The organism is Collinsella sp. AM12-1 (assembly GCF_003472325.1).
Classification (GTDB): domain Bacteria; phylum Actinomycetota; class Coriobacteriia; order Coriobacteriales; family Coriobacteriaceae; genus Collinsella.
This window is the reverse complement of sequence record NZ_QRLS01000013.1, coordinates 17155-37456: the sequence shown is the minus strand read 5'-3', so window position 1 is coordinate 37456 and position 20302 is coordinate 17155. Positions and strand designations below refer to the sequence as shown.

The following is a 20302-nucleotide window of genomic DNA, read 5'->3' as shown; positions in this document are numbered from 1 at the left end:
GCAGGTCACGATGGGTTATCGGAATCGCGAAGAGCGGATACCGCCAGTAAGCCCCCTTCGGAATAGGCGTTGAGCAGCTCCTGGGCATGGGTGAACTCGGGGCCTCGTCTCCAGCCGAGCAGGCGGTTGACGGCCAGATTGCCCTGGACGTTGTGGACGAAGAGCAGGAAGGCGTCTTCGCGTGAAAGCCCTGTTTTCTCCATGACCCAGGGAACCATCTGCTCCGCTCCGCGTTCTATGACGCGCTGGGCTACGCGAGCGTATGAGTCGCTGTCCGAATAAAGCAGGCGATAATCGTCGTCTGCCGGCGGACGCTGGCAAAGCGTTGCCGATTCAACCCCCTCAAGCGGGGGAGCCGCTGCCAATGCCTCGTCGATAAGCGCATCGAGCAGCGCGTACTTATCCTCGTAATGCAGATAGAACGTTCCCCGGTTGATCTCGGCGCGGCGGCAGATGTCCGCCACCGTCATCTTCGCGAAGCCGACCTCGGCCAGCAGCGCGAAGAACGCCTCCTGTATGACCGAGAGGGTGTAGCGCCGCCGGCGGTCGATCTTGGTTTCTCCCATCGCCTCTCCAATCTGAGTCGTTTGACAATGTCCAGTAGCTGTTCGTTTATCGACAGGTGCACGCGTTTGTTCATTGCCCCTGCGAAAATCAACAAGGATACTGTTTATAGACACCTGTTTTTTATAGCTGAAAGGGAGCACGGATGACCCTGTGCGAGAAGCTCGGCATCGGGCTTGTCAGCCGATCGTTTTCCCATCGGGCCGTCTATCGAAACGGCGGCACGTCATACGATTTGAGCGATTGCGAGCCTGCTGCTTGCAAGCAAGATATCGAGGCTTTTGCCCGCAAGGTGGGGAAGGCTGATTGCGTGTTTACGGGAGAGGCAGGTAGGCAGGCGTTATGAGCATCTGCATCAAAAATCAGATTCAGAATATGAATATCGTCATCGGCTGCACGGTGGGGTGTCCATATTGCTATGCCCGTAACAATGTGAAACGTTGGCATATGATTGACGACTTCGCTGATCCTGCGTTCTTCCCGAGCAAGCTCAAGATGATGGAAAAGAAACGCCCGCAGAACTTTCTCCTTACCGGCATGAGCGATCTCTCCGGGTGGAAGCTGGAATGGCGAGACGAGGTATTTGCAAAGATCCATGAGAATCCACAGCATCAGTTCCTGTTCCTGACCAAGAGACCCGATTTGCTGGATTTAGATACCGACCTGGAAAACGCATGGTTCGGCGTTACGGTGACGAGGAAAGCGGAGCTGTGGCGTATCGACGCCCTTCGGAAAAACGTCAAAGCAAATCACTTCTTCGTTACTTTTGAGCCGCTATTCGACGATCCCGGTACGGTCGACCTTTCCGGAATCAACTGGATCGTCGTCGGTACCATGACCGGGGCGCAGAGCAGGAAGGTTCATACGGAACCGGAGTGGGCATGGTCTTTGACGGACCAGGCGCACGCGCTTGGCATTCCAATGTTTATGAAGGAAGACCTCGTCTCTGTCATAGGGGACGAAAACATGATTCAGGAATTGCCGGAAGAATTCGAAAGAGTGCTGGAGGTGCAGAGAACATGGCGGAAGTGATCGATGGAATCCTCATCAATGAGGTGGAAGCAAAGAACATCATGACCAAGTCCAGCCTGCCGGTAGGCGGCTACTCGGTCAATCCCTATGTAGGCTGCACGCATGCCTGCAAGTATTGCTATGCCTCCTTTATGAAGCGCTTTACCGGACACAAGGAGGAATGGGGCACCTTTCTTGATGTGAAGCATTGGCCGGAAATCAAGAATCCGAAGAAATACGCTGGACAGCGGGTGGTTATCGGTTCTGTGACGGATGGCTACAATCCACAGGAGGAGCGATTCGGGAATACCAGGAAACTCCTGGAGCAGCTGATTGGCAGCGATGCAGATATTCTGATCTGCACAAAGTCCGATCTTGTGGTACGGGATATCGATCTGCTGAAGAGGCTTGGACGAGTGACCGTTTCATGGTCGATCAACACGCTGGATGAGAACTTCAAGAACGATATGGACTCCGCGTCGAGCATCGAGCGTCGTATCGCTGCTATGAAGCAGGTGTATGACGAAGGTATCCGTACGGTCTGCTTCGTGTCCCCGGTATTTCCCGGCATCACGGATTTTGAGATGATTTTTGAGCGAGTAAAGGATCGGTGCGATTTGTTTTGGCTCGAAAATCTCAATCTTCGGGGTGGTTTCAAAAAAACGATCCTGGATTATATCGCCGAGAAACATCCCAATCTCGTACCGCTTTACGATGAGATCTATAACAAGCGCAACCGTAGCTATTTTGAAGCGCTTGAAGTAAAAGCCGAGGAAATGGCCAAGAAGTACGATTGCCCCTTTGTGGACAACGAAATGCCTTATGGCAGAGTCCCCCAGGGGCATCCGGTGATCGTGGACTACTTCTATCACGAGGAAGTCCGAGGGTCAGATAATAGCGGAAAAAGAAATCGTTAAACGGAAACCGACGACGATTCGCTCGAGCGATTAGCGTCCACGCGTGGCTTCTGCCGATTGGCGCAACGGGCGACGGATTAAGGGATCGCTCGGGCGGATGATCCCGCTGCAGTACAGGCGGTCGCTCAATTTAGCGGCATGAGCGTTTTCGCACGGAAAACCAGTATCCCCTGTGCCGAGTTTAATCGTAGCGAATACAATGGGCACTGAGCATCAATCGAAAGTAGTCAAGAGCCTTTTCGACGGCTTCTACCACCTCTACCCCAGCCTCGAGCAGCAGTGGGCATACTATGCGCGATACATCGACTTCATGCTGCGCGAGCTGGCCTCGCAGCCCTATCTCGACCTACGGTCCCTCATCGGCCATAAGGACTACTTCATCCTGAGCACCAATGTGGACACCCAGGCCGAGAAGACGTTTCCCGACGAGAGAACCTGTAACTATCAGGGAAGCTTCGCGCACCTTCAGTGCAAGCAGCCATGCTGTGACGAGCTCTTCGACGCGAGCCCCTACGTCGAACGCATGCTCGCGGGCATGGCGGGGTTCGAGGTCCTCAGCGAGGATATCCCCCGATGCCCGCATTGCGGCTGGCAGCTTGTGCCGTGGGTGCGCGACGACACGTTTCTGCAAGGCGGAGCATGGCGCGAGAGCCTCGAACGATACGAACGCTTTGTGCGCGAGCGCAGCAGTGGCCGCGTGCTGTTGCTGGAGCTCGGCGTGGGCGAGATGACCCCCGGCATCATCACACTCCCGTTCTGGAGCATGACCGCAAAGCTGCCGGATGCGCACCTTTTGAGCGTAAACATCTCGGGCGACTCGGCTCCGTTGCAGCTTGGAAGCAAGGCAGAGGCGATCCAGGCCGATTTGGGCGCCCTGCTCTCGGCGGCGCGGACGGGCGACGAGCAGCGCAGTTCATCGCGCCGTGTTTCATGCGTGGACGCTTAAATCAAAACCACCCCTAGAAGGGGTGGTTTGCTCTTAGGGTGTAACCCTTGGATTTCCGGCACGCGTCTAAAGGCGCCGGCCCTCACGGGGTTCGGGCCGCACTGCAGATTGACCCGTGACGGGCCGGTCAAACCGGCGCTATTTACGCCCCGGCCCCCTATCGAAGGGGTCCTCGTACTCCTTGGCGCTCAGCCGGTCGAGCGCGATGTCGGCCTTCTCCTGCTCCCGGATGTACTTCGCGATCGTGGCCTCGTTCAGGCCGACGGTGGACACGCAGTGGCCCTCGGCCCAGAACTTCCTGTTGCCGAACTTGTACTTCATGTTCGCGTGCCTGTCGAATACCATCAGCGAGCTCTTCCCCTTCAGGTAGCCCATCACGCTCGACACGCTGTACTTCGGCGGTATCGCCAGCAGCATGTGGACGTGGTCGGGCATCAGGTGCCCCTCGATGACCTCTATCCCCTTGTACTGGCAGAGCTTCCTGAAGATCTCCCCAAGGTCGGACCTTATTTGGTTGTAGATGACTTTGCGCCTATACTTCGGCGTGAACACGACGTGGTACTTGCACGTCCACTTCGTGTGCGACAGGCCGTAGGCCTTCTGGGCCATACGCCACCACCGCCCTCTCGACTCGGATTCCTTGCGGCCTGAACAATCGCAAGTGTCCGGCGAGGGGGCGGCTTTGTAAAGCCGTTTGGCCCCACCCGCATAGCGGGTGGTTTCTGATGCGGCGCGCTGCGCGCCCCGCACAGGCTAAAGCCTGTAAATAAAAATACCCCCGATTCCAAGTGGAAATCGGGGGTATCTCATCGGGTGGCTTTCAAGCAGTTTGCAAAACTGCAGGTCGCAGACCTTCATTGCTAGTAGGAGAAATGAGTAGTCTCGGGTGGCTTGCCCATGAGTTGACGAATAAGTTGGAGCTTCGCCATTGGCTCAATCGCTTCGCGCGCTCGATAAACTTGTTTAGTAAAAGGCGGATCGGTCACCGATGGACGCACGACGAGAAACACGTACCTCCAGTGGTTCAAGCACGGCGCGCGTGAGGATCTCTGCAAGCAACCGCCTGGTACGCTACTGTTGCCAGCGTGGCTTAGCGGACTGGCGAATCCCGCCCCGTGCGCGTCATCATCCAATCAAATGCCCTGGCAAGCAGCAGCACCGCCAATCACACTACGTTCTTACGGCGCCCTCTGCGATAAAATTAGCGAATTGTGTTTTCACCTCGCAGCTACGGAGACATTAGATGATTACTCTGGACAATCTTCGCGACGCACTTAGGGCTCTGTGCTACGAGCCCTCGGGCGACGGCACCGTTTATCAGAAATCCTGGGAAGAGACCAGCGCGCAAATCACGGTCGATTTTTCCAAGAAACGCATCGGCTACCCGAAAGACCTGGGGTTCAAAGTCAACAAAGACACAACTTGTAACTTTTCCGATAACGAGAACTTCGTCGTACTCGCCTGCGTAACCATGCTCCTCGACAAAGGATATCGCCCCGAATCACTTGAGCTGGAGCGCGAATGGGCCCTTGGGCACGAACAAAAGAGCGGCCGCGCTGATATCTGCATTAATGACGAGAGGGGCGACACACTCGCAATCGTCGAATGCAAGACCCCTGGAACCGAGTTCAAAAACGAATTCAAGAACATGCAGTCAGACGGAGGGCAACTCCTCTCCTATTGGCAACAAGAGCGCGCGACTCGCTGGTTGGTACTCTTTGCATGCGATTTCATCAACAACGAAATCGTGCCAGACCAGGTTTCAATTAACTGCAGCGATGACGAGAACTTCATCGCGCTCGCCAAACGCGATGACACCATTGCGCTCTACCGCGACGCCCATACAGTGGAACAGCTCCATCAAGTTTGGACGGAAACGTACAACCAACAAGTCGAGGGAAACATCCTCTTTGGCGATAGGTCGACGGCATACCACCCGATGGTTCCTCCCCTTCTCAAGAAGGACCTTGTCGACTTCAGGGCCGAAGACAGCATCGTCAACCGCTTCGAGGAAATCCTCCGCCACAACAACGTCTCCGATAAAGAGAACGCCTTCAATCGCCTTATCGCGCTCTTTATCGCGAAGCTCCAAGACGAGCTCTCGAAAATGCCAACCCAGGAGATTGAGTTCCAATACCGCCAAGGACGCGACACCTACGAAACGCTCCAGGACAGGCTCCAGAGACTCCACTCAGACGGCATGAGAAAGCTCATGCGGGAAGAGGTCCTGTACGTTCCCAACGACTACGCCGAAAACCTCATAAGCAACTATACGGGCCAGCACCGCAAGAAGCTCATCGAGGAGCTGAACGGCACGCTGCGCAAGCTCAAGTTCTATACCAACAATGACTTTGCGTTCAAAGACGTCCACAACGAGGAACTCTTTCTTCAGAACGGCAAGGTACTCGTAGAGACGGTGCAACTTCTACAGCCGTATCGCATCGTAGGAACTCAAGACATTCAATTCTTGGGCGACCTCTTCGAACAGCTCCTTAATCAGGGCTTTAAGCAAAACGAGGGCCAATTCTTCACACCTGTGCCCATCACCCGTTTTATTTGGAAGTCACTCCCACTCGACAGCATCGTGCAGGACGAGGCTGGTGCCGTGCACTATCCACGCGTTATCGATTACGCCTGTGGCGCGGGGCACTTTCTCACAGAAGGATTCGAAGAAATCTCCGACGCCGCATGCCAATATGATCCGACCATAGAGGATGACCTCGGAGACGCCGACTGGGTCAGAGACAATCTCGTCGGCATCGAGAAGGACTATCGACTCGCTCGCGTTTCCAAGGTCTCGTTCTACATGCATGGCGCAGGGCAGAGCAACGTGGTCTTCGGCGACGGACTTGAAAATTATCCCGACAAGGGAATCGACAGCCGAACCGACAGGGGACGCTTCGACATTCTTGTCGCCAATCCCCCGTACTCTGTCGCGGCCTTCAAACCGCATCTCAAGCTTCACAACAACGAACTCAAAGTGCTGGAAACCATCAGCGATAGCGGCTCGGAAATCGAGACCCTCTTTGTCGAGCGTGCGGCACAGCTTGTTCGGCCCGGAGGCTACGCCGCCATTGTCCTCCCCACCTCGATCCTCGACAAGAGCACGAGCTCGAGTTTCATGGCCGCACGCGATGTGCTTTTGAGCTCCTTCGAGATCGTCTCCATCGCCAGGTTTGGATCAGGCACATTCGCGGCCACAGGAACAAACGTCGCAATTATGTTCCTACGTCGCTTTGACGAGATCCCGCCCCGCAATGCGAACGCACTTGATTTCGTTGACGCTGTTTTTGAGCGCAGGAAGCTCACTGGTTGGAAAGACGAAAGCGCTTTCAACGCTTATCTCGACACAATTAATGTAGACGGAGATACTTACCGGGCTTTTCTCGCAGGAGAGGCTGGCTGGAACGAATGGGCAAACACTCGCCACTTCAACGTTTATTGCCATCTTTTCGAATCATCGAAGGAGCTCAAGACCCTTCGAAAGAGCAAGACTTGGAAGGCGGCCGACAAGAACTCACAGCTCAAAGCAGAGAACGAGCTGTTCTATCGCTATGCGCACAAGGAAGAGCGCAAACGCCTGCGCGTTTGGGGTCTCGTCTGCGGCGAACAGACGCTCATCATCAACTCACCTAACACGACCAAGGAAATCGCCTCTTTCCTTGGCTACAAATGGAGCAATCGCAAAGGCAACGAGGGGATACAGCCCATCGATGGTGAGGGCGTGCTCTATTCGGACGACGAATCGGACGACACGAACTCGCTAAGCGGCATCATCAGAGCATGGTTCTCCGGCGAGCAGGTTGAGCCCGGCGACCTTGCCCAGTACTACTACTATGCCAAGACCACCGATTTCATCGACTTTGATGCCGAGAAGTTCGACGAGACTCTTACGATTCCCCGCTCTTTCTACAAGCCCCGCTCGTTCGCCCAGGGCACCGTAGTCAAGACGCTTAGAGACATCACATCCTACGTTACCAACAGCGTGGCCCAGAGTTCCATCACCACCGACACTTACGTAACAACGGAGAACATGGTCAAGGATCGTGGCGGCATAACCGCCTATAGCGGAGAGCTTCCGGCAAGTGCTGGCACCGCATACAAGAAGGGAGACACGCTCGTCTCCAATATTCGCCCCTATCTGCAGAAGATTTGGCTCGCAGACCGCGATGGGGCGTGCTCCAAGGACGTTTTGGTATTCCGAAGCATAAATACCGACAGCCTATTGCCCGAGTTCCTCCATCTGCTCCTGTGGCAGAAGGACTTCTTCGACTACGATATGTCCACCTTCACGGGAACCGGCAGGCCTCGCGGAGACAAGAATGAGCTGCTCAAATACCCCATCCCAGTCCCGACGCTCTCCGAGCAGAGAGCCCTCATCGACGGTTTCAATCGCTTAACAGATGAAATCAATAGCAAAAGACAGCAAATCGCCGCTCTCAAGGAAAGCGTCAAATCACGGTTTGTCGAGATGTTTAGAACCAAGACACACGCATCATGGCCAATCGAAACAATCGGCAACTACAGCATAGAAATGCACTACGGCACTTCAGCAAAAGCCGGCGCCGATGGCGATTATGTCTACATCCGAATGAACAATATCACCGACGACGGCATCCTTGACCTAACCGATACAAAGCGAATCACCCTAAAGGGCCAAGCTCTCGAAAATGCTACCGTCCGCTATGGCGATATGCTTTTTAATCGAACCAACAGCATTGACAAGGTTGGGAAAACTTGCGTTTTTCATCAGTCAGAGACCATGGTTATTGCTGGGTACATCGTGTGCGTAAGGTTCGCTGACCACAGCTCTGCCGAATATGTATCTGGTTACCTGAATTCAAAGGAAGGAAAGCGAGTCCTTCGTAATATAGCGAAGGGAAGTGTCCATCAGGCAAACATCAGCGCAGCAGACTTGGCCGCTATTCCCATTGCAATTCCCCCGTTGTCCCTCCAACAGGAGTTCGCCGACTTCGCTGCCGAGGCGGACAAATCGCAATTTGCACTCGAGCAAGAGGTCGACGCCCTTTCCGCAGAGCGCGACGCCCTTCTAGACCGATTCCTCGCGTGATACGTTCCTCCCATCCATATCGGGATGGGAGGAACTGATGCACACGACGATCGAAATAGCAAACGCGGTTCTCACAAAAATGCAGGCACTCGTTAGCGGCGAAGTGCTTTCGTATCTCGAGAGCGTCCTTATGAGCGAACTCAGGGGCATCGAACTTGAAGTGAACGCGCTCAGCAATGTCGAAGACGAGGCCTCAAAGTACATGGAGCGATTCCTCGCAGCCAAAACCATCGAGGGATGCTCGCCTAAGACCATCAGGTACTACAAGGCCACACTTACAAGGGCGCTCGAAGCAATCAAAAAACCAATTGTCCGGATTAGTTCAGATGACTTACGAACATACCTGAGCGAATATCCCATGGGTAATAACGCAGGGAGCATCACCGTCGACAACGTCAGGCGCATCCTGTCGTCATTCTTCTCTTGGCTTGAAGACGAGAACCATATACTCAAAAGCCCTGCACGACGCATTAAAAAGATTCGCTCAAAGAGAACGGTCAAGTCCGTATATTCTGATGAAGAACTTATAGCCCTCACAGACGCCTGTTCTTGCAAGAGGGATCTGGCAATCATCAACCTTCTTAGTTCAACAGGGATGAGAATAGGCGAACTCGTCTCGCTCAATCGAGAAGACGTTGATCTAAATCGGCGAGAGTGCATTGTACTCGGAAAGGGCAACAAAGAGAGAGTCGTCTATTTTGATGCGACTACAAAGCTGCACCTAAACAACTACCTGCAAGAACGCAGCGATAACGTCGCCGCGCTATTCTGTAGTCTCACAAAGCCGAGTTCTAGGCTGCAAGTAAGCGGAGTCGAGCTCCGCCTTCGCTCCTTGGGAACAAAAGCAGGCGTCAAACACGTCCACCCACATAAGTTCAGGAGAACGCTGGCCACCAAAGCAATTGGAAAAGGAATGCCCATCGAGCAGGTGCAGAAGCTGCTTGGCCATCAAAAGATTGATACAACGTTGATGTACGCAATGGTCGATCAGGACAACGTAAGGGACTCTCATAGAAGGTATATCTGTTAAGTCAAATCACGGTTTGTAGAGGTATTTGGCGATCCGGTCGATGGTAAAAAATGGCCTTTCGTTAGGCTTGAAGACCTCTGTACCAAGTTGGGTTCCGGAGCAACACCACGAGGCGGCAAAACGGCATACAAGGCCGAAGGTGTTCCGCTGGTCAGAAGTATGAATGTTCACAACGGTCGTTTCGTGTGGAAGGACCTTGCTTGTATTGATGATGAACAAGCCGCAAAACTAGAAGGCGTCACGCTGATGAAGGGTGACGTGCTTCTGAATATTACTGGCGCTTCGGTTGCTCGTTCATGTCTTTTGCCGGATGAATTGGCTGGTGGACGTGTTAATCAGCATGTCTCAATTGTCAGAGTCGACCAAAAACGGATGCTGCCGGTGCTATTGAACACGGTGCTGATCAGTGATTCGTATCAGAGACTCCTGCTAAACGGCTCAAGAGCGGCTGGAGCAACAAGGGAGGCAATTACCAAAGAAGCTCTAAAGAGAATGACGGTTCCCTTGCCTCCCCTTGAGCTTCAGCAAGAGTTCGCCTCTTTCGTCGCTCAGGTCGACAAATCGCAATTTATCATCCACCAAGATCTTCACGGCTTTTGAAAAGACAGATAGTTACATGTCCAACGCTACAGAAGCCCGAGGACCGTCGCCTTTGATAGCATCTCGTAGGCTCGCGGATATGTCTCTTTGTCGCGCTCGGCCATAAATGCCCAGTTCGCCGTCACGTCAGCCGCCCTCACCATAGCCACCTTGGAGGAGTCGACATAGGAGACTGGAATCTTGGGCAGCCAGTCGCTAAATACAGGAGGGTAGGAGGTCTGCCACGTTGGGTTGAACATGCCGCAGCGCAGCTCCTCATCAACCGATTCTGCCAGGTTGTACTTTCCGTCGATCGAAGTCGAATGCTCGTCAACCACAACAGAAACTGCATCAACCTCGCTCGCGGCAATTCCCTGAAGCCTCAGCGCGTCAACGATGCCGGACTTCACGCCACGCTTTAGAGCGTAGTCAAGATACCTTTGCTTGCGCCTTTTCGAGCTTGAATTCTCAGAGCAACTGCAACACCCCTGAGTAGTGGACCTCGTAGGGCGTCCTGAACCCCAGGCGCTTGTGGGGCCTGCGGTTGATGGCATCGTACACCCGCTCGACCTCCTCGTCCGAGACCGCAGAGAAGCCGGTCCCCTTCGGGAAGTACTCGCGCAGCAGACCGTCTGTGTTTAGTCAAGCCTGATTTTCGGGTTGGGGCTGCGGTGGAAATCCTGGTCCTCTTTTGGTCCAGGATTTCCACCGCAGCCCCAACCCGTAAATTGAACGCTATCAAACACAGATGCCGTCGCGAAGTCGATGTCGCGCGTGACGCGGCCGTCGGGGATGCGCGCGAGCAGCCCGCTTCCGCCCTTGAGGATAAACCGGCCGTCGGGGTTGCTGAACACCCTGCGCAGGAACCGGTCGCGCAAAGCCCGACGACAGCCGTCCCCGGGGTCACCGCCCCTGTCGCGAACGGCCCTCTTCAGGGCCCTGTCGAGCTGACCGCCGTTCTCGTACGTCATTCTTCCCGCCTCCTAGCTAACGAATCGTACAGGCTGGCCCCCGCCGGCATCCCGGCTTTTGCCCCCCGGCGTCGATTTTCTCCCTCAGCGCGCCCTCGTCTTCGACGAGGCCCCTTTCGAGCGCGTCCGCGAGCACGTTCGCGACCAGGCTCAGTTCCTCCCCGGAGTCTATCAGGTCCACCACCGTGAGCCAGGGCCTCGTCGCCGGGATGTCCGAGACGATCGCCACGTCCTTCGGGTCGAGGCGGCGCTTCCTGATGAATCAGGTTCGGGCGCTTAGTCTGCTTTCTCTCGGGCGTGCAGAACTCGTAGGGCGAGGGGCTGACCTCGCCGATGCCGTAGAGCCATGCAGCCGTCGCCCCCATGGCGACGGGGCGCCTCCCCGGGTCGATCGACAGTCAGGCCGCGAGGACGTCCTCCTCCCGCGTGCTCGGCGAGCCGCCCATGCGGTAGACGCCCTTCGCGAGCCTCTCTATGTTGCCGAGCCCTTCCAGCCTCGAGAGCGCGTACCGCTCGACGCCGAGCACCTTCGCCTGCACAGATGTGAAGAGCCCCCTTTGGGAAGAGGCGATGTCGTTGGTGGCTCGTATGACTTCGATTTATTCCATGCTTGCATTGTGGAAAATAATGCAACAATGCAAGCAATACGCTCAGAATACACGGCGTTATTCGGCGGCATTCGGGGTCACTGAAACTGAGGAAACCGATTTTCGCATTTCTTTATTCCCATTTGTTGACCTGGGAGAATGCAATTGAAGAGGGCTTGAATCCGCCTCGCAGTTTCAAGTCAGTTTCATCCGCTCGAAATCGGCCTTCGGGGGACCCGAATTGTGAATTATTCCCGCAGGGCCTAATTATTCCCGTACCGCCGAGTACTCCGTTGTACCGCCCAGTAGGGACACACGGGAATAATTGGGTCGTTTTCCCAGGTAGAGATGCAAAAAGAAAGCCCTCGAACCAAAGGGTTCGAGGGCTGTTATTCCCACTATTTCGCTGGTGGCTTTGGTTCTGTCGTCCCGTCATTCCAGTTGCACCCAGTTTTCGGCATCGACACGGAACGCGTGCCGCCGAATGACGCGATGTCGCGTCTCGTCGGCTTCGGGGACAAAAGCTGGGACAACTTCAAAAACTTTTTTCAAACTCAGGGCTTTGAGTTTTTGTTTTTGTCCCAAAGGAGCTTCCGGCCGTGATTCGGATGCCCGATTGGGCGGAATCGCCCGTTTCTGGAACTCAACCGCAGCATCACGCACAAGCCACTCGCAACAACTGCAAATGATTGGTCGAGGGCGGCTTCCAACGCGATTCCAAAGCCGCAGGTCAGGCGACTGCGCTGCTGGCAGGGAAAGGGAGTCGTATCAGGCGGCTTGCCCATGAGTCGACGATGAGGCCTTCACCGAATGTCGAGAACATGCTGGTAAAATAGGCAATACTTTTTATGACAGGAGAACGAGCATGGCCGAACCCCACGATAGGAAGCCGATCCTCACGATCGAGCAGCAGATAGAGCACCTCAAGCAGAAGGGCGTAGCCTTCGAGCTGTGTTCCGAGGAAGAGGCCGAGGACTACCTGCGCGACAAGTGCAACTTCTTCAAGCTCGCATCCTATCGCAAACTCTTCTCGAAATACGAGGGAGGCCCGCGCGACGGCCGCTACGTAGACCTCGACTTCGGCCAGCTACGCCTGCTCGCGGCGCTCGACCAGGAGCTACGCCACGCCCTGCTCGGCATGACGCTCGACATCGAGCACTTCCAGAAGGTGACACTGCTTCGCGAGATGGAGGACCGTGGAGAGGACGGCTACGCCATCGTGGCCGACTACATGGCATCGCTTACCACTGCAAACAGGGAGTACCGCCTGCGCGAGCTCAAGATGAGCGGCCGCAGCCCCTACAGCTCGAGCCTCTACGCGAAGTACTCCGGCGACATGCCTGCCTGGGCCTTCCTTGAGCTCACCTCGTTCGGCACCCTCATCGACTTCGTGCGCTTCTGCGCCAGGCGATGGGGCGACAGGCGCTTCGAGGCCTCCCACTACGACCTCAAGCGCGTGAAGTCCGTCCGCAACTGCGCCGCGCACGGCTCGTGCCTGATCAACTGCTTCGCCGAGAGGGGCGCCGCCCGGGGCTCGGCGTCCAGTGGCGTCTCCCGAAGGGTCGCCGCCGTGGGAATCCCCAAGGCGACCAGGAGGAAGTGGATGGGGAATACGGCCATGCAGGAGGTCGCGACCGTGCTCGTGGCGCACTCCGGCTTGGTACCCGAGGGCTCCTCGCGCTCGCGCGCCGCATCCGAGCTCGCCGAGATGTTCGCCAGGGCCGACGGAGAAACCGAGGCGCTGCCCGACAAGGGGCCCGACGCCGCAGCTCGCTCCGCGCTCGAGTTCCTTCGCAGGTTGACAGAATCGCTCGGGTTGGTAGAATAGCCTGCAGATAGCAAAACCTTCACGGTTTTAGGGGCGGACTTGCGCAAGCGACTCTGCCCTATTTTTATATTCACTCGCTATAGGAGACGGGTGATACCTGGGTCAATGACAGAACTGAGAAGCCCGGAATAATGGAGCCAGTTAGAAACCCTCGGATTTGCGGGGCGGGATCGTGAGAGCGATTCTGCCCTATTTTTTTCCTCCGTCTGCCCCAAACCAAGTATTTCGAAGATAGCCTGTAGGTGTCCTCCTGGGCGCCTTTTATTTTCAGGGAATCGGCCGCTTCATGAACGAGCGACCGGCTTGACCTAGATCGAACCGCCTTCATCTCCGCCTAGGCGCCGGCGATCAACATCGTAAATCCGCGCGTGCTACAATGCGGGCACCAGAGATGAAAACACAGTCCCCGTCGGGTAGTCGTGGGCGTGCGGGAGTCCGCATCAGTAACCTGCCTCCTTGGTTGTCCCTTCTCTGCATGGTCATCTACATAAAGGAGGAACCAACCATGCAGATCAGCGTGTCATCCACCCTGACCGTATATCACGACGGCCAATTCTGGGTCGGGCTGGCGGAGCATGTCGAGGACGGCAGATACGGCGCCGCCCGCATCGTCTTCGGTGCAGAACCGTCCAATGAGGAAATCCTGCAATTCGTTACAAGCAAATGGGCGAAGCTCTCGTTCTTCGGTGACGAGGCCACGGAAACAAGCAAGCCCGCGAAGAATCCCAAGCGACGCGCTCGCGAGGCAGCGAAAGCCCTTAAGCGGCCCGCGGTGAGCACCAAGGCACAACAGGCGCTCGCAGCACAGCGGGAAGCGATGAAGCGGGAATCGGCCCGCGCAAGAAGCCAGTGTCGCGCGGATGAGGCGGAGGCGCGCTTCGAGCAGCGGAAGCTGAAGCGCAAGCAGAAGCATCGTGGGCATTGATCGCCATGTGCAGCAAGGCAGACCATATACAGCAGTGGGGCCAGTTCCACTTGAAGCCGACGCCGCGTAGACGCTGATGGTGACGGCTATGCACGGGCACGGGCGAGCCACTGCACTTCACAGCTTGTTTCTCAAGCATTTGGGACGCACACGCGGCGTTCAAAAATGCGGAGCGACTCCGCATGGCTCGAGACTGAGCCGAGGTGCCCTACTTCTCGCCCTCCAGCAGCCCCACGATACGGTCGATGTCGACGGCGAAGCGGGGCCTTCCCTCGCGCTCGTAGCGGTCGAGGTACGCCTGGCACTCGGAGACAATGCGCTTGGTGTTGCCGTCGATGATGCGCTGGAGCGTCTCGTAGTAGGCCGAGCCCTCGGTCCTGAAGCGGCGCTGGTAGGACTTGGTTATGGGGAACATCTTGATGTAGTGGATGCCGTGGCGACAGCACGGGCGCGTCGTGGGGCGGGGTGGCAACGCAAAGTACTGGTCTTTGGGCACGTTGGGGGCGATGTTGGAATGCAGCGGTACGGCGAAGTCCCTGCGCTTCCCGCGGAAACGCAGCCTCACCACCACGATGCAGGGGAGATTGTGCTTAAGCATGAGCTCGCGGTCGCCCTCGACGAGGTCAAAGAAGTCCTGGGAGATGGATACGACCTTCACCGGTTGCGCCTCTTCATACGAAGTGGGGCCCGCATCGCTGCAGGCCCCTACAGGTGGGCGATATTCTACGCCTTGCGGCACCCCGTCGCCCACGGAGGTTAAACGTACACGTAAGCCGTACTCTGAAAGCCGCGGCTTCCGGCAAGTAGTTTATGCCACGAAAGGTCGCTTTCAACGCGCATAGCTCGCAAAATAACACTCGCTGGGCCGTCACCCCTGGCAGTTGCCCTCCAATCTTCATTGGAGTCAGCAGGTCAATTCATATAGTTATGGGGGGGGGTATCCTAAAGGAAATCAAATTTATACCCCCATAACTAAGGAATTTTCTATTCCCACTCAATGACTAGGGCCCTGGTGTAATTGGCTGGATCACCGTTCCGGGAACCGGTATCGACCTACCTGTCCGCCGAGCTCTTTCTTCAGCTCCAGCCTAGTATCTGATTCGCGCCGTTATAAGCGAAAACCGAAGAGATGCGTCTTAGCCAAGAAAAGAAGGTTAGCCTCATCTTACTGCATGATTCGTGTGTTATAGTTAGATGGCTCTAACTGTTTGGGGGCGATGGCCATGCACGAACGCAAGGACTTCTGGGACAGGAATGCTGGTCGGTACGACCGTTTCATGCGAAACGACCGGGCGGCGTATGAGAAGATGTATGGGCTGATCCGGCCGGTGGTGAAAGCAAAGACCGTGCTGGAGGTTGCCACCGGCACGGGGCTCATCGCAAAGAGCGTCGTGGATGCGGCGGCGCGCATCGAGGCTACGGACGCCTCTGCAAAGATGATCCTTGAAGCAAAGCGGGACAATCAATCCGCAAAGCTGCACTTTTCCGTACAAGATATGTTCCGCCTGCCCTATGCACAGAAGTCCTTCGAAGTGGTGATCGTGTCCAACGCACTTCACATAGTGCCGCATCCGGAAAAGGCCCTGCAAGAAATCAGGCGGGTGCTGAAGGACGTCGGCGTGCTCATCGCGCCAACCTTCACCCACGCGGGGAACTCGGTTTCCGGCAAGGCAAAAGCCTTTTTCATGAGTATGGCGGGATTCCCCCTCCACAGCGGGTGGACAAGCGAGGAATACCTGCGTTTCCTGCGTCAAAACGGCTGGGCGGTGCGGAAAAGCGCGGTGCTGAAGGCCTCGTTCCCGTTGACCTATGCGGAATGCACGAAATCGGAGGGGCCAGATGTCGTTCTTTGAAAACACCCGCAAGCCCGTGGGCCTCGGCGGAAAACTTATGGTTGCCATGATGAACCTGGGCCACAGCCCTGTGGCGCGGTGGGGACTTCGATTTCTACGACTTGCGCCAAATGCCAAGGTGCTGGATTGCGGCTGCGGCGGCGGGGCGAATATAAAACGGCTGCTGAAAAAATGCCCGCATGGCGTCGTCAAGGGCGTCGACTATTCGCCCGTCAGCGTGGAGAAGACTAGAAAGCTCAACCGAGTTGCAATTCAGGAGGGGCGTTGCGCCGTTCTGCAAGGCAGTGTGGCGGATATGGTGTTTGAGGATAGCTACTTCGATGCCGCCACGGCCTTTGAGACCGTCTATTTTTGGCCTGATTTGCCCCGATGCCTCCGTGAGGTCTGGCGGACGCTGAAGCCAGGCGGGACAATTCTCATCTGCAACGAGAGCAATGGCGATACGGACAAGGACGAGAGGTGGACGCAGATCATCGGCGGCATGACCATCTACAAGGACATTGAATTAAAGGCGTATCTGGAGCAGGCGGGTTTTCACGAGGTGCAGATACGCAAAAAGAAAAAGTGGCTCTGCATCACGGCGCGGAAGTAAGGGCATCAAGCACGGGCATTTTTGCATCCATCCTGCACATGAGTTAGGCATGCCGGTCATAGCGGCTGTGCTGGCGGCAATTATGACAGTTTTTATTCACTGAGGAAGAAACCTATGAAATGTAAAATTGAGAAAAACACCGTGCAGGAGACGCTGATCCTCCCGCTGTATTCCCGGAAGCTGTGTACGGAGTTGTACCCGAACCTTTACAAGGATGAAACAGCGGTTCGTCTGCTCGGCCAGATCGACTACGACTTTTCAGAGGCAGAGAAAAACTCCCGCAGCCTGATGCAGCGCTTTGGTGCGCTGGAGGTGGCCATGCGGCAGGGTGATCTTGCTTTCGAGGTGCGGGATTATCTGAAAGACCACCCCAATGCGGCGGTGGTCAATCTGGGCTGCGGGCTGGACAACACCGGCAGAACCTGCGACAACGGTAGATGCAAGATCTACAATCTGGACTTCCCGGATGTGATTGCCTTGCGGCAGCAGCTGCTGCCCGCCGGGGATCGAGAACAAAATATCCCCTGCGACCTGAAAGACACCGCATGGTTTGGCAAAATCGATGCCTCCGGCGGGGCGGTGTTCTTTGCCTCCGGAGTGTTCTATTACTTTCTGACCCAGCAGGTCCGGGAACTGGTGCGGGGGATGGCGGACGCTTTCCCCGGCGGTGTGCTGGTCTTTGATGCTGCCAATCGGACGGCAGTAAAGATGATCGCAAAAACATGGCTTAAGACTGCAAAAATCAAGGATGTGGGGGCATATTTTGCGGTTTCGGATGCCGCCAAGGAAATCGGCACGTGGAACAGCCGTCTGCAGGTCACAAGTCGCGGCTATATGCTGGGTTACAACGATTTGAGAGACCCTTCTGTCAGCGGCTTTTTCCGGTTTCTCGCAAGGGTCGGTGACAACGGGATGAAAATGCAAATCGTGAAAATAAGATTTTGAGAGGCAAAAAACGAAGCGCATTCACTTTGACGTTGAAGAAGACGGATTTTACGGCGCATATTGGGCGTGCAAGGGCACGCATACAGCAGCGGGCACGGATTCGATTGAAACCGTGCCCGCTATCTGATACTATATTATTATATCGAACGTCTGTTCTATTCCAACTCAATAGTTAAAAACTATCTCCGGTTTGTTCCAGTTTGCCGCAGTTCGCACCAGTTTGTCCCATTTACACCCAGTCTCAAAATCGCCGTGAATCCATGGGGCCAAATCTGGGTCACGGATTTCGGGGCGGGGCAGGGTGTTTTAGCGGGTCAAGGTGGGTCACGGCAAACTGCGATAGCAGCTAATGATCACATGGACATTGCATGTCAGAGGAGGCAGGGTAGAGAAGCCTCTACAGGCCCCAGCAGCTACGATGGATCCCCGACCTTCGACTTGTACAGCTCGATCAGAAGCTCTGAGCAGTCAATGCCCGCTGCCTCAAAAACGATCTTCAGCGTTTCGATTTTCACATAAGTCGAGCTTCCGGGATTGAAGTAGATTCCCTCACCGACTTTGAAGCAATAGTCGCTTTCTTTCCATGAGAAATACCTTCCCGGGAAGTCCGAGCCCTCAGGTACGAACTTATGGAAGACGACTGGATCAAGCTCGTAAACCATGGAAAGCACGCCGCAGATCATGTCAACCCAGGTCTTCGCCGTGAAGCGAGATCCCATGAAGCTGTATGCGGCGATCTGCCTGCCGGTGAACGAGAAATCATCGTCGAGGGCATGCTCCTCGTAGGCGTCGTTGCCCCACTCGAAGTCGGACTCGATGGATGGCCAAAGCTCAAGGAACTTCCTCTTCATGAGCTCGTTGCGAGCCTTCAGCTGCTCCTCGCCCCAGGCCTCCTGCTGGCAGACGAAGCCGTTGATCCTGAAGCCAGACTGCTTGAAGCCGTTCTCCATGTCCCGCTTCTCGGCAAAGCGCCTGTTGCTGTATTTGGAGTTGTATGCGGTAAGCGTCAGATTCGCCATGCTGTTCAGCCACCTTGCGTGAATTGCGGCGAACTCAACGCCCAAATCCTGCTGCCAGCTTGTCGAAAGCGTCTGGGGCATGATGTGCTCAATGCTGAAAGACTCATCGCGAAGGTTGTCGACGACGTTGACCCTTTCGAGGCTGTCTCCGTTTTCAAGACGATCGAAGAGGTAGTACTTGTAGCTCGCGATCCTGTAGAAGTCCCTCTCTTCGAACGCTTGAATGAACTCGGCGTCGTCGGGGAAGTGGCCGCTGCCCTCCTTGGAGAGGAGAACTTTGTTCAACACGTCAGGATATGAACCGCCGTCTTTGACGCCTCTCAAAACCTCGCTGTGCAGAGTCTCGAAGACCTTGTTGAGCGCATTTGTGGGAACCTTGCAGACCCAGCGCCTGAAAAGGTAGGTCTCGACGGATTTGAGCGCCTCGATCACCTGCTGGTCGCTGATTCCTCCACAGCGCCTGTATTCGAATAGATTAAGCGTGAACGGGTTCATGACGCTCATGTCCAGCAGAATAAGTCGCCTCAAAACCGCATCAAGCCGATGGTTTCCAGAATCGGCGTCGTTAATCGCCTTGTAATGCTTTGAGTACTTAAGAAGTTCCTCAAGCAGGACTTTCGTATCGAATGCCTCCGCTTTTACATAGTCCTTGAACACGGAATAGACCTTCTTGATTGCGGGGGTCTTCCTGCGGACGGCAGCAAGCCAATCACGAGCAAAGGAGCTTACGTCGTAGCCGGTATTCTTCTCGATCTCGTTCCAGTACTGCTCGTAATACTCTTCCTGCATTTGGGCATCCAGACCCATGAGGATAAAGTTGCGGATCTTGTCGCCCTCGTTCAGGTCGAGGCCTGTCGAGTTGAGGCTCTCGAAGATTCGCTGGGCGTCATCCTCCTTGTCAAGCTTGATGTCGATGATCATCAGGCGCTCGATGGCATCGCGCAGCTGATCGGCCGTCAGCCTTGTCTTGTCGATACGGCCGCAGAAATAGATGTAATTCTGGGTTACGTTGGAGTCCTGGATGAACTTCTCTGCGTCAGCGGAGTAAAGCGCCTCAAAGGCAGCCTGGTCGTCCTTGATGAGCTTCAGCTTCAGCTTTCGCTCGGACTTATGCCATTTGTCGATGAGGTATTCCTCGTTGATCATGTCGGCCAGATTGTCGTCTTCGGAGGCGATGGCGCCTTCCCTGAGCTTGCTCACAAGCGCAAGGAGAAGGAGGTAAGACGTGGTGATCCTTTGCTGGCCATCGATGACGATGCGTGTGTCGGGGCCATCTGCTTTGGAGACGATGCTTCCAAAGAAATGACTCTCCACGCCTTCTGAAATGACATCCTCGAGGTCGTCGAACAATTGCTTGCAGTTTTCGATCTTCCAGTCGTAGTTGCGCTGATAGACGGGGATAACAAATCGAGTTTTCGTGCCTTCGAGCAAGTTAAGAAGGTATCGTTCTTCGCCTTTCATCTG

The 20302-nt window shown here is 55.4% G+C and carries 20 protein-coding genes and 2 pseudogenes; 12 read left to right on the top strand and 10 right to left on the bottom strand.

Annotation, left to right across the window (positions count from 1 at the left end):
- Positions 1-5 precede the first annotated feature (5 nt).
- The gene (locus DW136_RS07460) at positions 6-566 is read right to left on the bottom strand and encodes a TetR/AcrR family transcriptional regulator (protein WP_117583300.1); all 561 of its coding nucleotides are present in this window, start codon (positions 564-566) and stop codon (positions 6-8) included.
- 143 nt (positions 567-709) lie between these two features.
- On the opposite strand from DW136_RS07460, the gene DW136_RS07455 reads away from it, so the two are divergent.
- The 4 genes from DW136_RS07455 to DW136_RS07440 all read left to right on the top strand — a co-directional run bounded on the left by DW136_RS07455 (position 710) and on the right by DW136_RS07440 (position 3438).
- Positions 710-910 (top strand): hypothetical protein, encoded by a 201-nt coding sequence (locus DW136_RS07455; RefSeq protein WP_055252679.1) that lies wholly within the window; start codon positions 710-712, stop codon positions 908-910.
- A complete protein-coding gene (locus DW136_RS07450; protein WP_055252677.1) occupies positions 907-1596 on the top strand; it encodes a radical SAM mobile pair protein A in 690 nt (229 codons plus the stop codon). The genes DW136_RS07455 and DW136_RS07450 overlap by 4 nt, the downstream gene beginning before the upstream one ends.
- Positions 1584-2492 carry a radical SAM mobile pair protein B gene (locus tag DW136_RS07445; RefSeq protein ID WP_118289347.1) on the top strand — a complete coding sequence of 303 codons (909 nt, stop codon included), beginning with the start codon at positions 1584-1586 and terminating at the stop codon, positions 2490-2492. The genes DW136_RS07450 and DW136_RS07445 overlap by 13 nt, the downstream gene beginning before the upstream one ends.
- A gap of 199 nt (positions 2493-2691) precedes the next feature.
- Entirely contained in the window at positions 2692-3438 is a 747-nt protein-coding gene (locus tag DW136_RS07440; RefSeq protein ID WP_117583302.1) for an NAD-dependent protein deacetylase, SIR2 family, read from the top strand.
- A gap of 138 nt (positions 3439-3576) precedes the next feature.
- On the opposite strand, the gene tnpA is transcribed toward DW136_RS07440, so the two are convergent.
- Positions 3577-4047, bottom strand: coding sequence for an IS200/IS605 family transposase (gene tnpA / locus DW136_RS07435; RefSeq protein WP_117583303.1), 471 nt, complete (start codon positions 4045-4047; stop codon positions 3577-3579).
- Positions 4048-4681: 634 nt separating this feature from the next.
- Between tnpA and DW136_RS07430 the strand changes: the two genes are divergently transcribed.
- The 3 genes and pseudogenes from DW136_RS07430 to DW136_RS07420 form a co-directional block, all read left to right on the top strand.
- Positions 4682-8509: an N-6 DNA methylase gene (locus DW136_RS07430; protein ID WP_118289346.1), complete on the top strand. Its 3828-nt coding sequence runs from the start codon at positions 4682-4684 to the stop codon at positions 8507-8509.
- Between the two features lie 37 nt (positions 8510-8546).
- Positions 8547-9539: a site-specific tyrosine recombinase/integron integrase gene (gene xerA, locus DW136_RS07425; protein ID WP_117583305.1), complete on the top strand. Its 993-nt coding sequence runs from the start codon at positions 8547-8549 to the stop codon at positions 9537-9539.
- Positions 9540-9596: 57 nt separating this feature from the next.
- Positions 9597-10139, top strand: a pseudogene (locus tag DW136_RS07420) (restriction endonuclease subunit S); the annotation flags it as partial.
- A gap of 26 nt (positions 10140-10165) precedes the next feature.
- Here the strand turns inward: DW136_RS07420 and DW136_RS07415 are convergent.
- From DW136_RS07415 to DW136_RS09895, 6 genes and pseudogenes are all read right to left on the bottom strand, one after another.
- Positions 10166-10528 carry a hypothetical protein gene (locus DW136_RS07415; RefSeq protein WP_117583307.1) on the bottom strand — a complete coding sequence of 121 codons (363 nt, stop codon included), beginning with the start codon at positions 10526-10528 and terminating at the stop codon, positions 10166-10168.
- 58 nt (positions 10529-10586) lie between these two features.
- Positions 10587-10757 (bottom strand): annotated as a pseudogene (locus DW136_RS10165) (IS30 family transposase); the annotation flags it as partial.
- Entirely contained in the window at positions 10757-11089 is a 333-nt protein-coding gene (locus DW136_RS07410; protein WP_117583308.1) for a nucleotidyl transferase AbiEii/AbiGii toxin family protein, read from the bottom strand. The gene DW136_RS07410 and the pseudogene DW136_RS10165, both read right to left, overlap by 1 nt.
- Before the next feature lie 16 nt (positions 11090-11105).
- A complete protein-coding gene (locus DW136_RS07405) occupies positions 11106-11318 on the bottom strand; it encodes a hypothetical protein (protein ID WP_117583309.1) in 213 nt (70 codons plus the stop codon).
- A gap of 169 nt (positions 11319-11487) precedes the next feature.
- On the bottom strand, positions 11488-11661 hold the full coding sequence (locus DW136_RS07400) for a type IV toxin-antitoxin system AbiEi family antitoxin domain-containing protein (protein WP_255413178.1): 174 nt from the start codon (positions 11659-11661) through the stop codon (positions 11488-11490).
- Between the two features lie 447 nt (positions 11662-12108).
- Positions 12109-12339 (bottom strand): hypothetical protein, encoded by a 231-nt coding sequence (locus tag DW136_RS09895; RefSeq protein ID WP_128619958.1) that lies wholly within the window; start codon positions 12337-12339, stop codon positions 12109-12111.
- 202 nt (positions 12340-12541) lie between these two features.
- On the opposite strand from DW136_RS09895, the gene DW136_RS07390 reads away from it, so the two are divergent.
- A complete protein-coding gene (locus tag DW136_RS07390; protein ID WP_117583312.1) occupies positions 12542-13504 on the top strand; it encodes an Abi family protein in 963 nt (320 codons plus the stop codon).
- Positions 13505-14009: 505 nt separating this feature from the next.
- On the top strand, positions 14010-14429 hold the full coding sequence (locus DW136_RS07385; protein WP_117583313.1) for a YjdF family protein: 420 nt from the start codon (positions 14010-14012) through the stop codon (positions 14427-14429).
- A 208-nt stretch (positions 14430-14637) separates the two neighbouring features.
- Here DW136_RS07385 and DW136_RS07380 read toward each other — a convergent pair whose 3' ends face one another.
- Entirely contained in the window at positions 14638-15087 is a 450-nt protein-coding gene (locus DW136_RS07380; RefSeq protein WP_117583314.1) for a hypothetical protein, read from the bottom strand.
- Between the two features lie 565 nt (positions 15088-15652).
- Between DW136_RS07380 and DW136_RS07375 the strand changes: the two genes are divergently transcribed.
- The 3 genes from DW136_RS07375 (at position 15653) to DW136_RS07365 (ending at position 17819) form a co-directional block, all read left to right on the top strand.
- Entirely contained in the window at positions 15653-16282 is a 630-nt protein-coding gene (locus DW136_RS07375) for a class I SAM-dependent methyltransferase (RefSeq protein ID WP_117583395.1), read from the top strand.
- Positions 16269-16874: a class I SAM-dependent methyltransferase gene (locus DW136_RS07370; RefSeq protein ID WP_117583315.1), complete on the top strand. Its 606-nt coding sequence runs from the start codon at positions 16269-16271 to the stop codon at positions 16872-16874. Before DW136_RS07375 ends, DW136_RS07370 begins: the two co-directional genes overlap by 14 nt.
- A gap of 114 nt (positions 16875-16988) precedes the next feature.
- Complete coding sequence (locus tag DW136_RS07365) at positions 16989-17819, top strand: class I SAM-dependent methyltransferase (protein WP_117583316.1); 831 nt, start codon at positions 16989-16991, stop codon at positions 17817-17819.
- Positions 17820-18232: 413 nt separating this feature from the next.
- Here the strand turns inward: DW136_RS07365 and DW136_RS07360 are convergent, their stop codons facing one another.
- The gene (locus tag DW136_RS07360; protein ID WP_117583317.1) at positions 18233-20299 is read right to left on the bottom strand and encodes a DUF262 domain-containing protein; all 2067 of its coding nucleotides are present in this window, start codon (positions 20297-20299) and stop codon (positions 18233-18235) included.
- Between the last annotated feature and the right edge of the window lie 3 nt (positions 20300-20302).

What these genes read in the sequence shown, in the direction of transcription:
- DW136_RS07450 (WP_055252677.1), top strand. Translation starts at nt 907, where the DNA reads ATGAGCATCTGCATCAAAAATCAGATTCAGAATATGAATATCGTCATC.
- DW136_RS07440 (WP_117583302.1), top strand. Translation starts at nt 2,692, where the DNA reads ATGGGCACTGAGCATCAATCGAAAGTAGTCAAGAGCCTTTTCGACGGC.
- DW136_RS07385 (WP_117583313.1), top strand. Translation starts at nt 14,010, where the DNA reads ATGCAGATCAGCGTGTCATCCACCCTGACCGTATATCACGACGGCCAA.
- xerA (WP_117583305.1), top strand. Translation starts at nt 8,547, where the DNA reads ATGCACACGACGATCGAAATAGCAAACGCGGTTCTCACAAAAATGCAG.
- DW136_RS07360 (WP_117583317.1), bottom strand. Translation starts at nt 20,299, where the DNA reads ATGAAAGGCGAAGAACGATACCTTCTTAACTTGCTCGAAGGCACGAAA.
- DW136_RS07445 (WP_118289347.1), top strand. Translation starts at nt 1,584, where the DNA reads ATGGCGGAAGTGATCGATGGAATCCTCATCAATGAGGTGGAAGCAAAG.
- DW136_RS07455 (WP_055252679.1), top strand. Translation starts at nt 710, where the DNA reads ATGACCCTGTGCGAGAAGCTCGGCATCGGGCTTGTCAGCCGATCGTTT.
- DW136_RS07370 (WP_117583315.1), top strand. Translation starts at nt 16,269, where the DNA reads ATGTCGTTCTTTGAAAACACCCGCAAGCCCGTGGGCCTCGGCGGAAAA.
- DW136_RS07410 (WP_117583308.1), bottom strand. Translation starts at nt 11,089, where the DNA reads ATGACGTACGAGAACGGCGGTCAGCTCGACAGGGCCCTGAAGAGGGCC.
- DW136_RS07365 (WP_117583316.1), top strand. Translation starts at nt 16,989, where the DNA reads ATGAAATGTAAAATTGAGAAAAACACCGTGCAGGAGACGCTGATCCTC.
- DW136_RS07390 (WP_117583312.1), top strand. Translation starts at nt 12,542, where the DNA reads ATGGCCGAACCCCACGATAGGAAGCCGATCCTCACGATCGAGCAGCAG.
- DW136_RS07460 (WP_117583300.1), bottom strand. Translation starts at nt 566, where the DNA reads ATGGGAGAAACCAAGATCGACCGCCGGCGGCGCTACACCCTCTCGGTC.
- DW136_RS07375 (WP_117583395.1), top strand. Translation starts at nt 15,653, where the DNA reads ATGCACGAACGCAAGGACTTCTGGGACAGGAATGCTGGTCGGTACGAC.
- DW136_RS07430 (WP_118289346.1), top strand. Translation starts at nt 4,682, where the DNA reads ATGATTACTCTGGACAATCTTCGCGACGCACTTAGGGCTCTGTGCTAC.
- tnpA (WP_117583303.1), bottom strand. Translation starts at nt 4,047, where the DNA reads ATGGCCCAGAAGGCCTACGGCCTGTCGCACACGAAGTGGACGTGCAAG.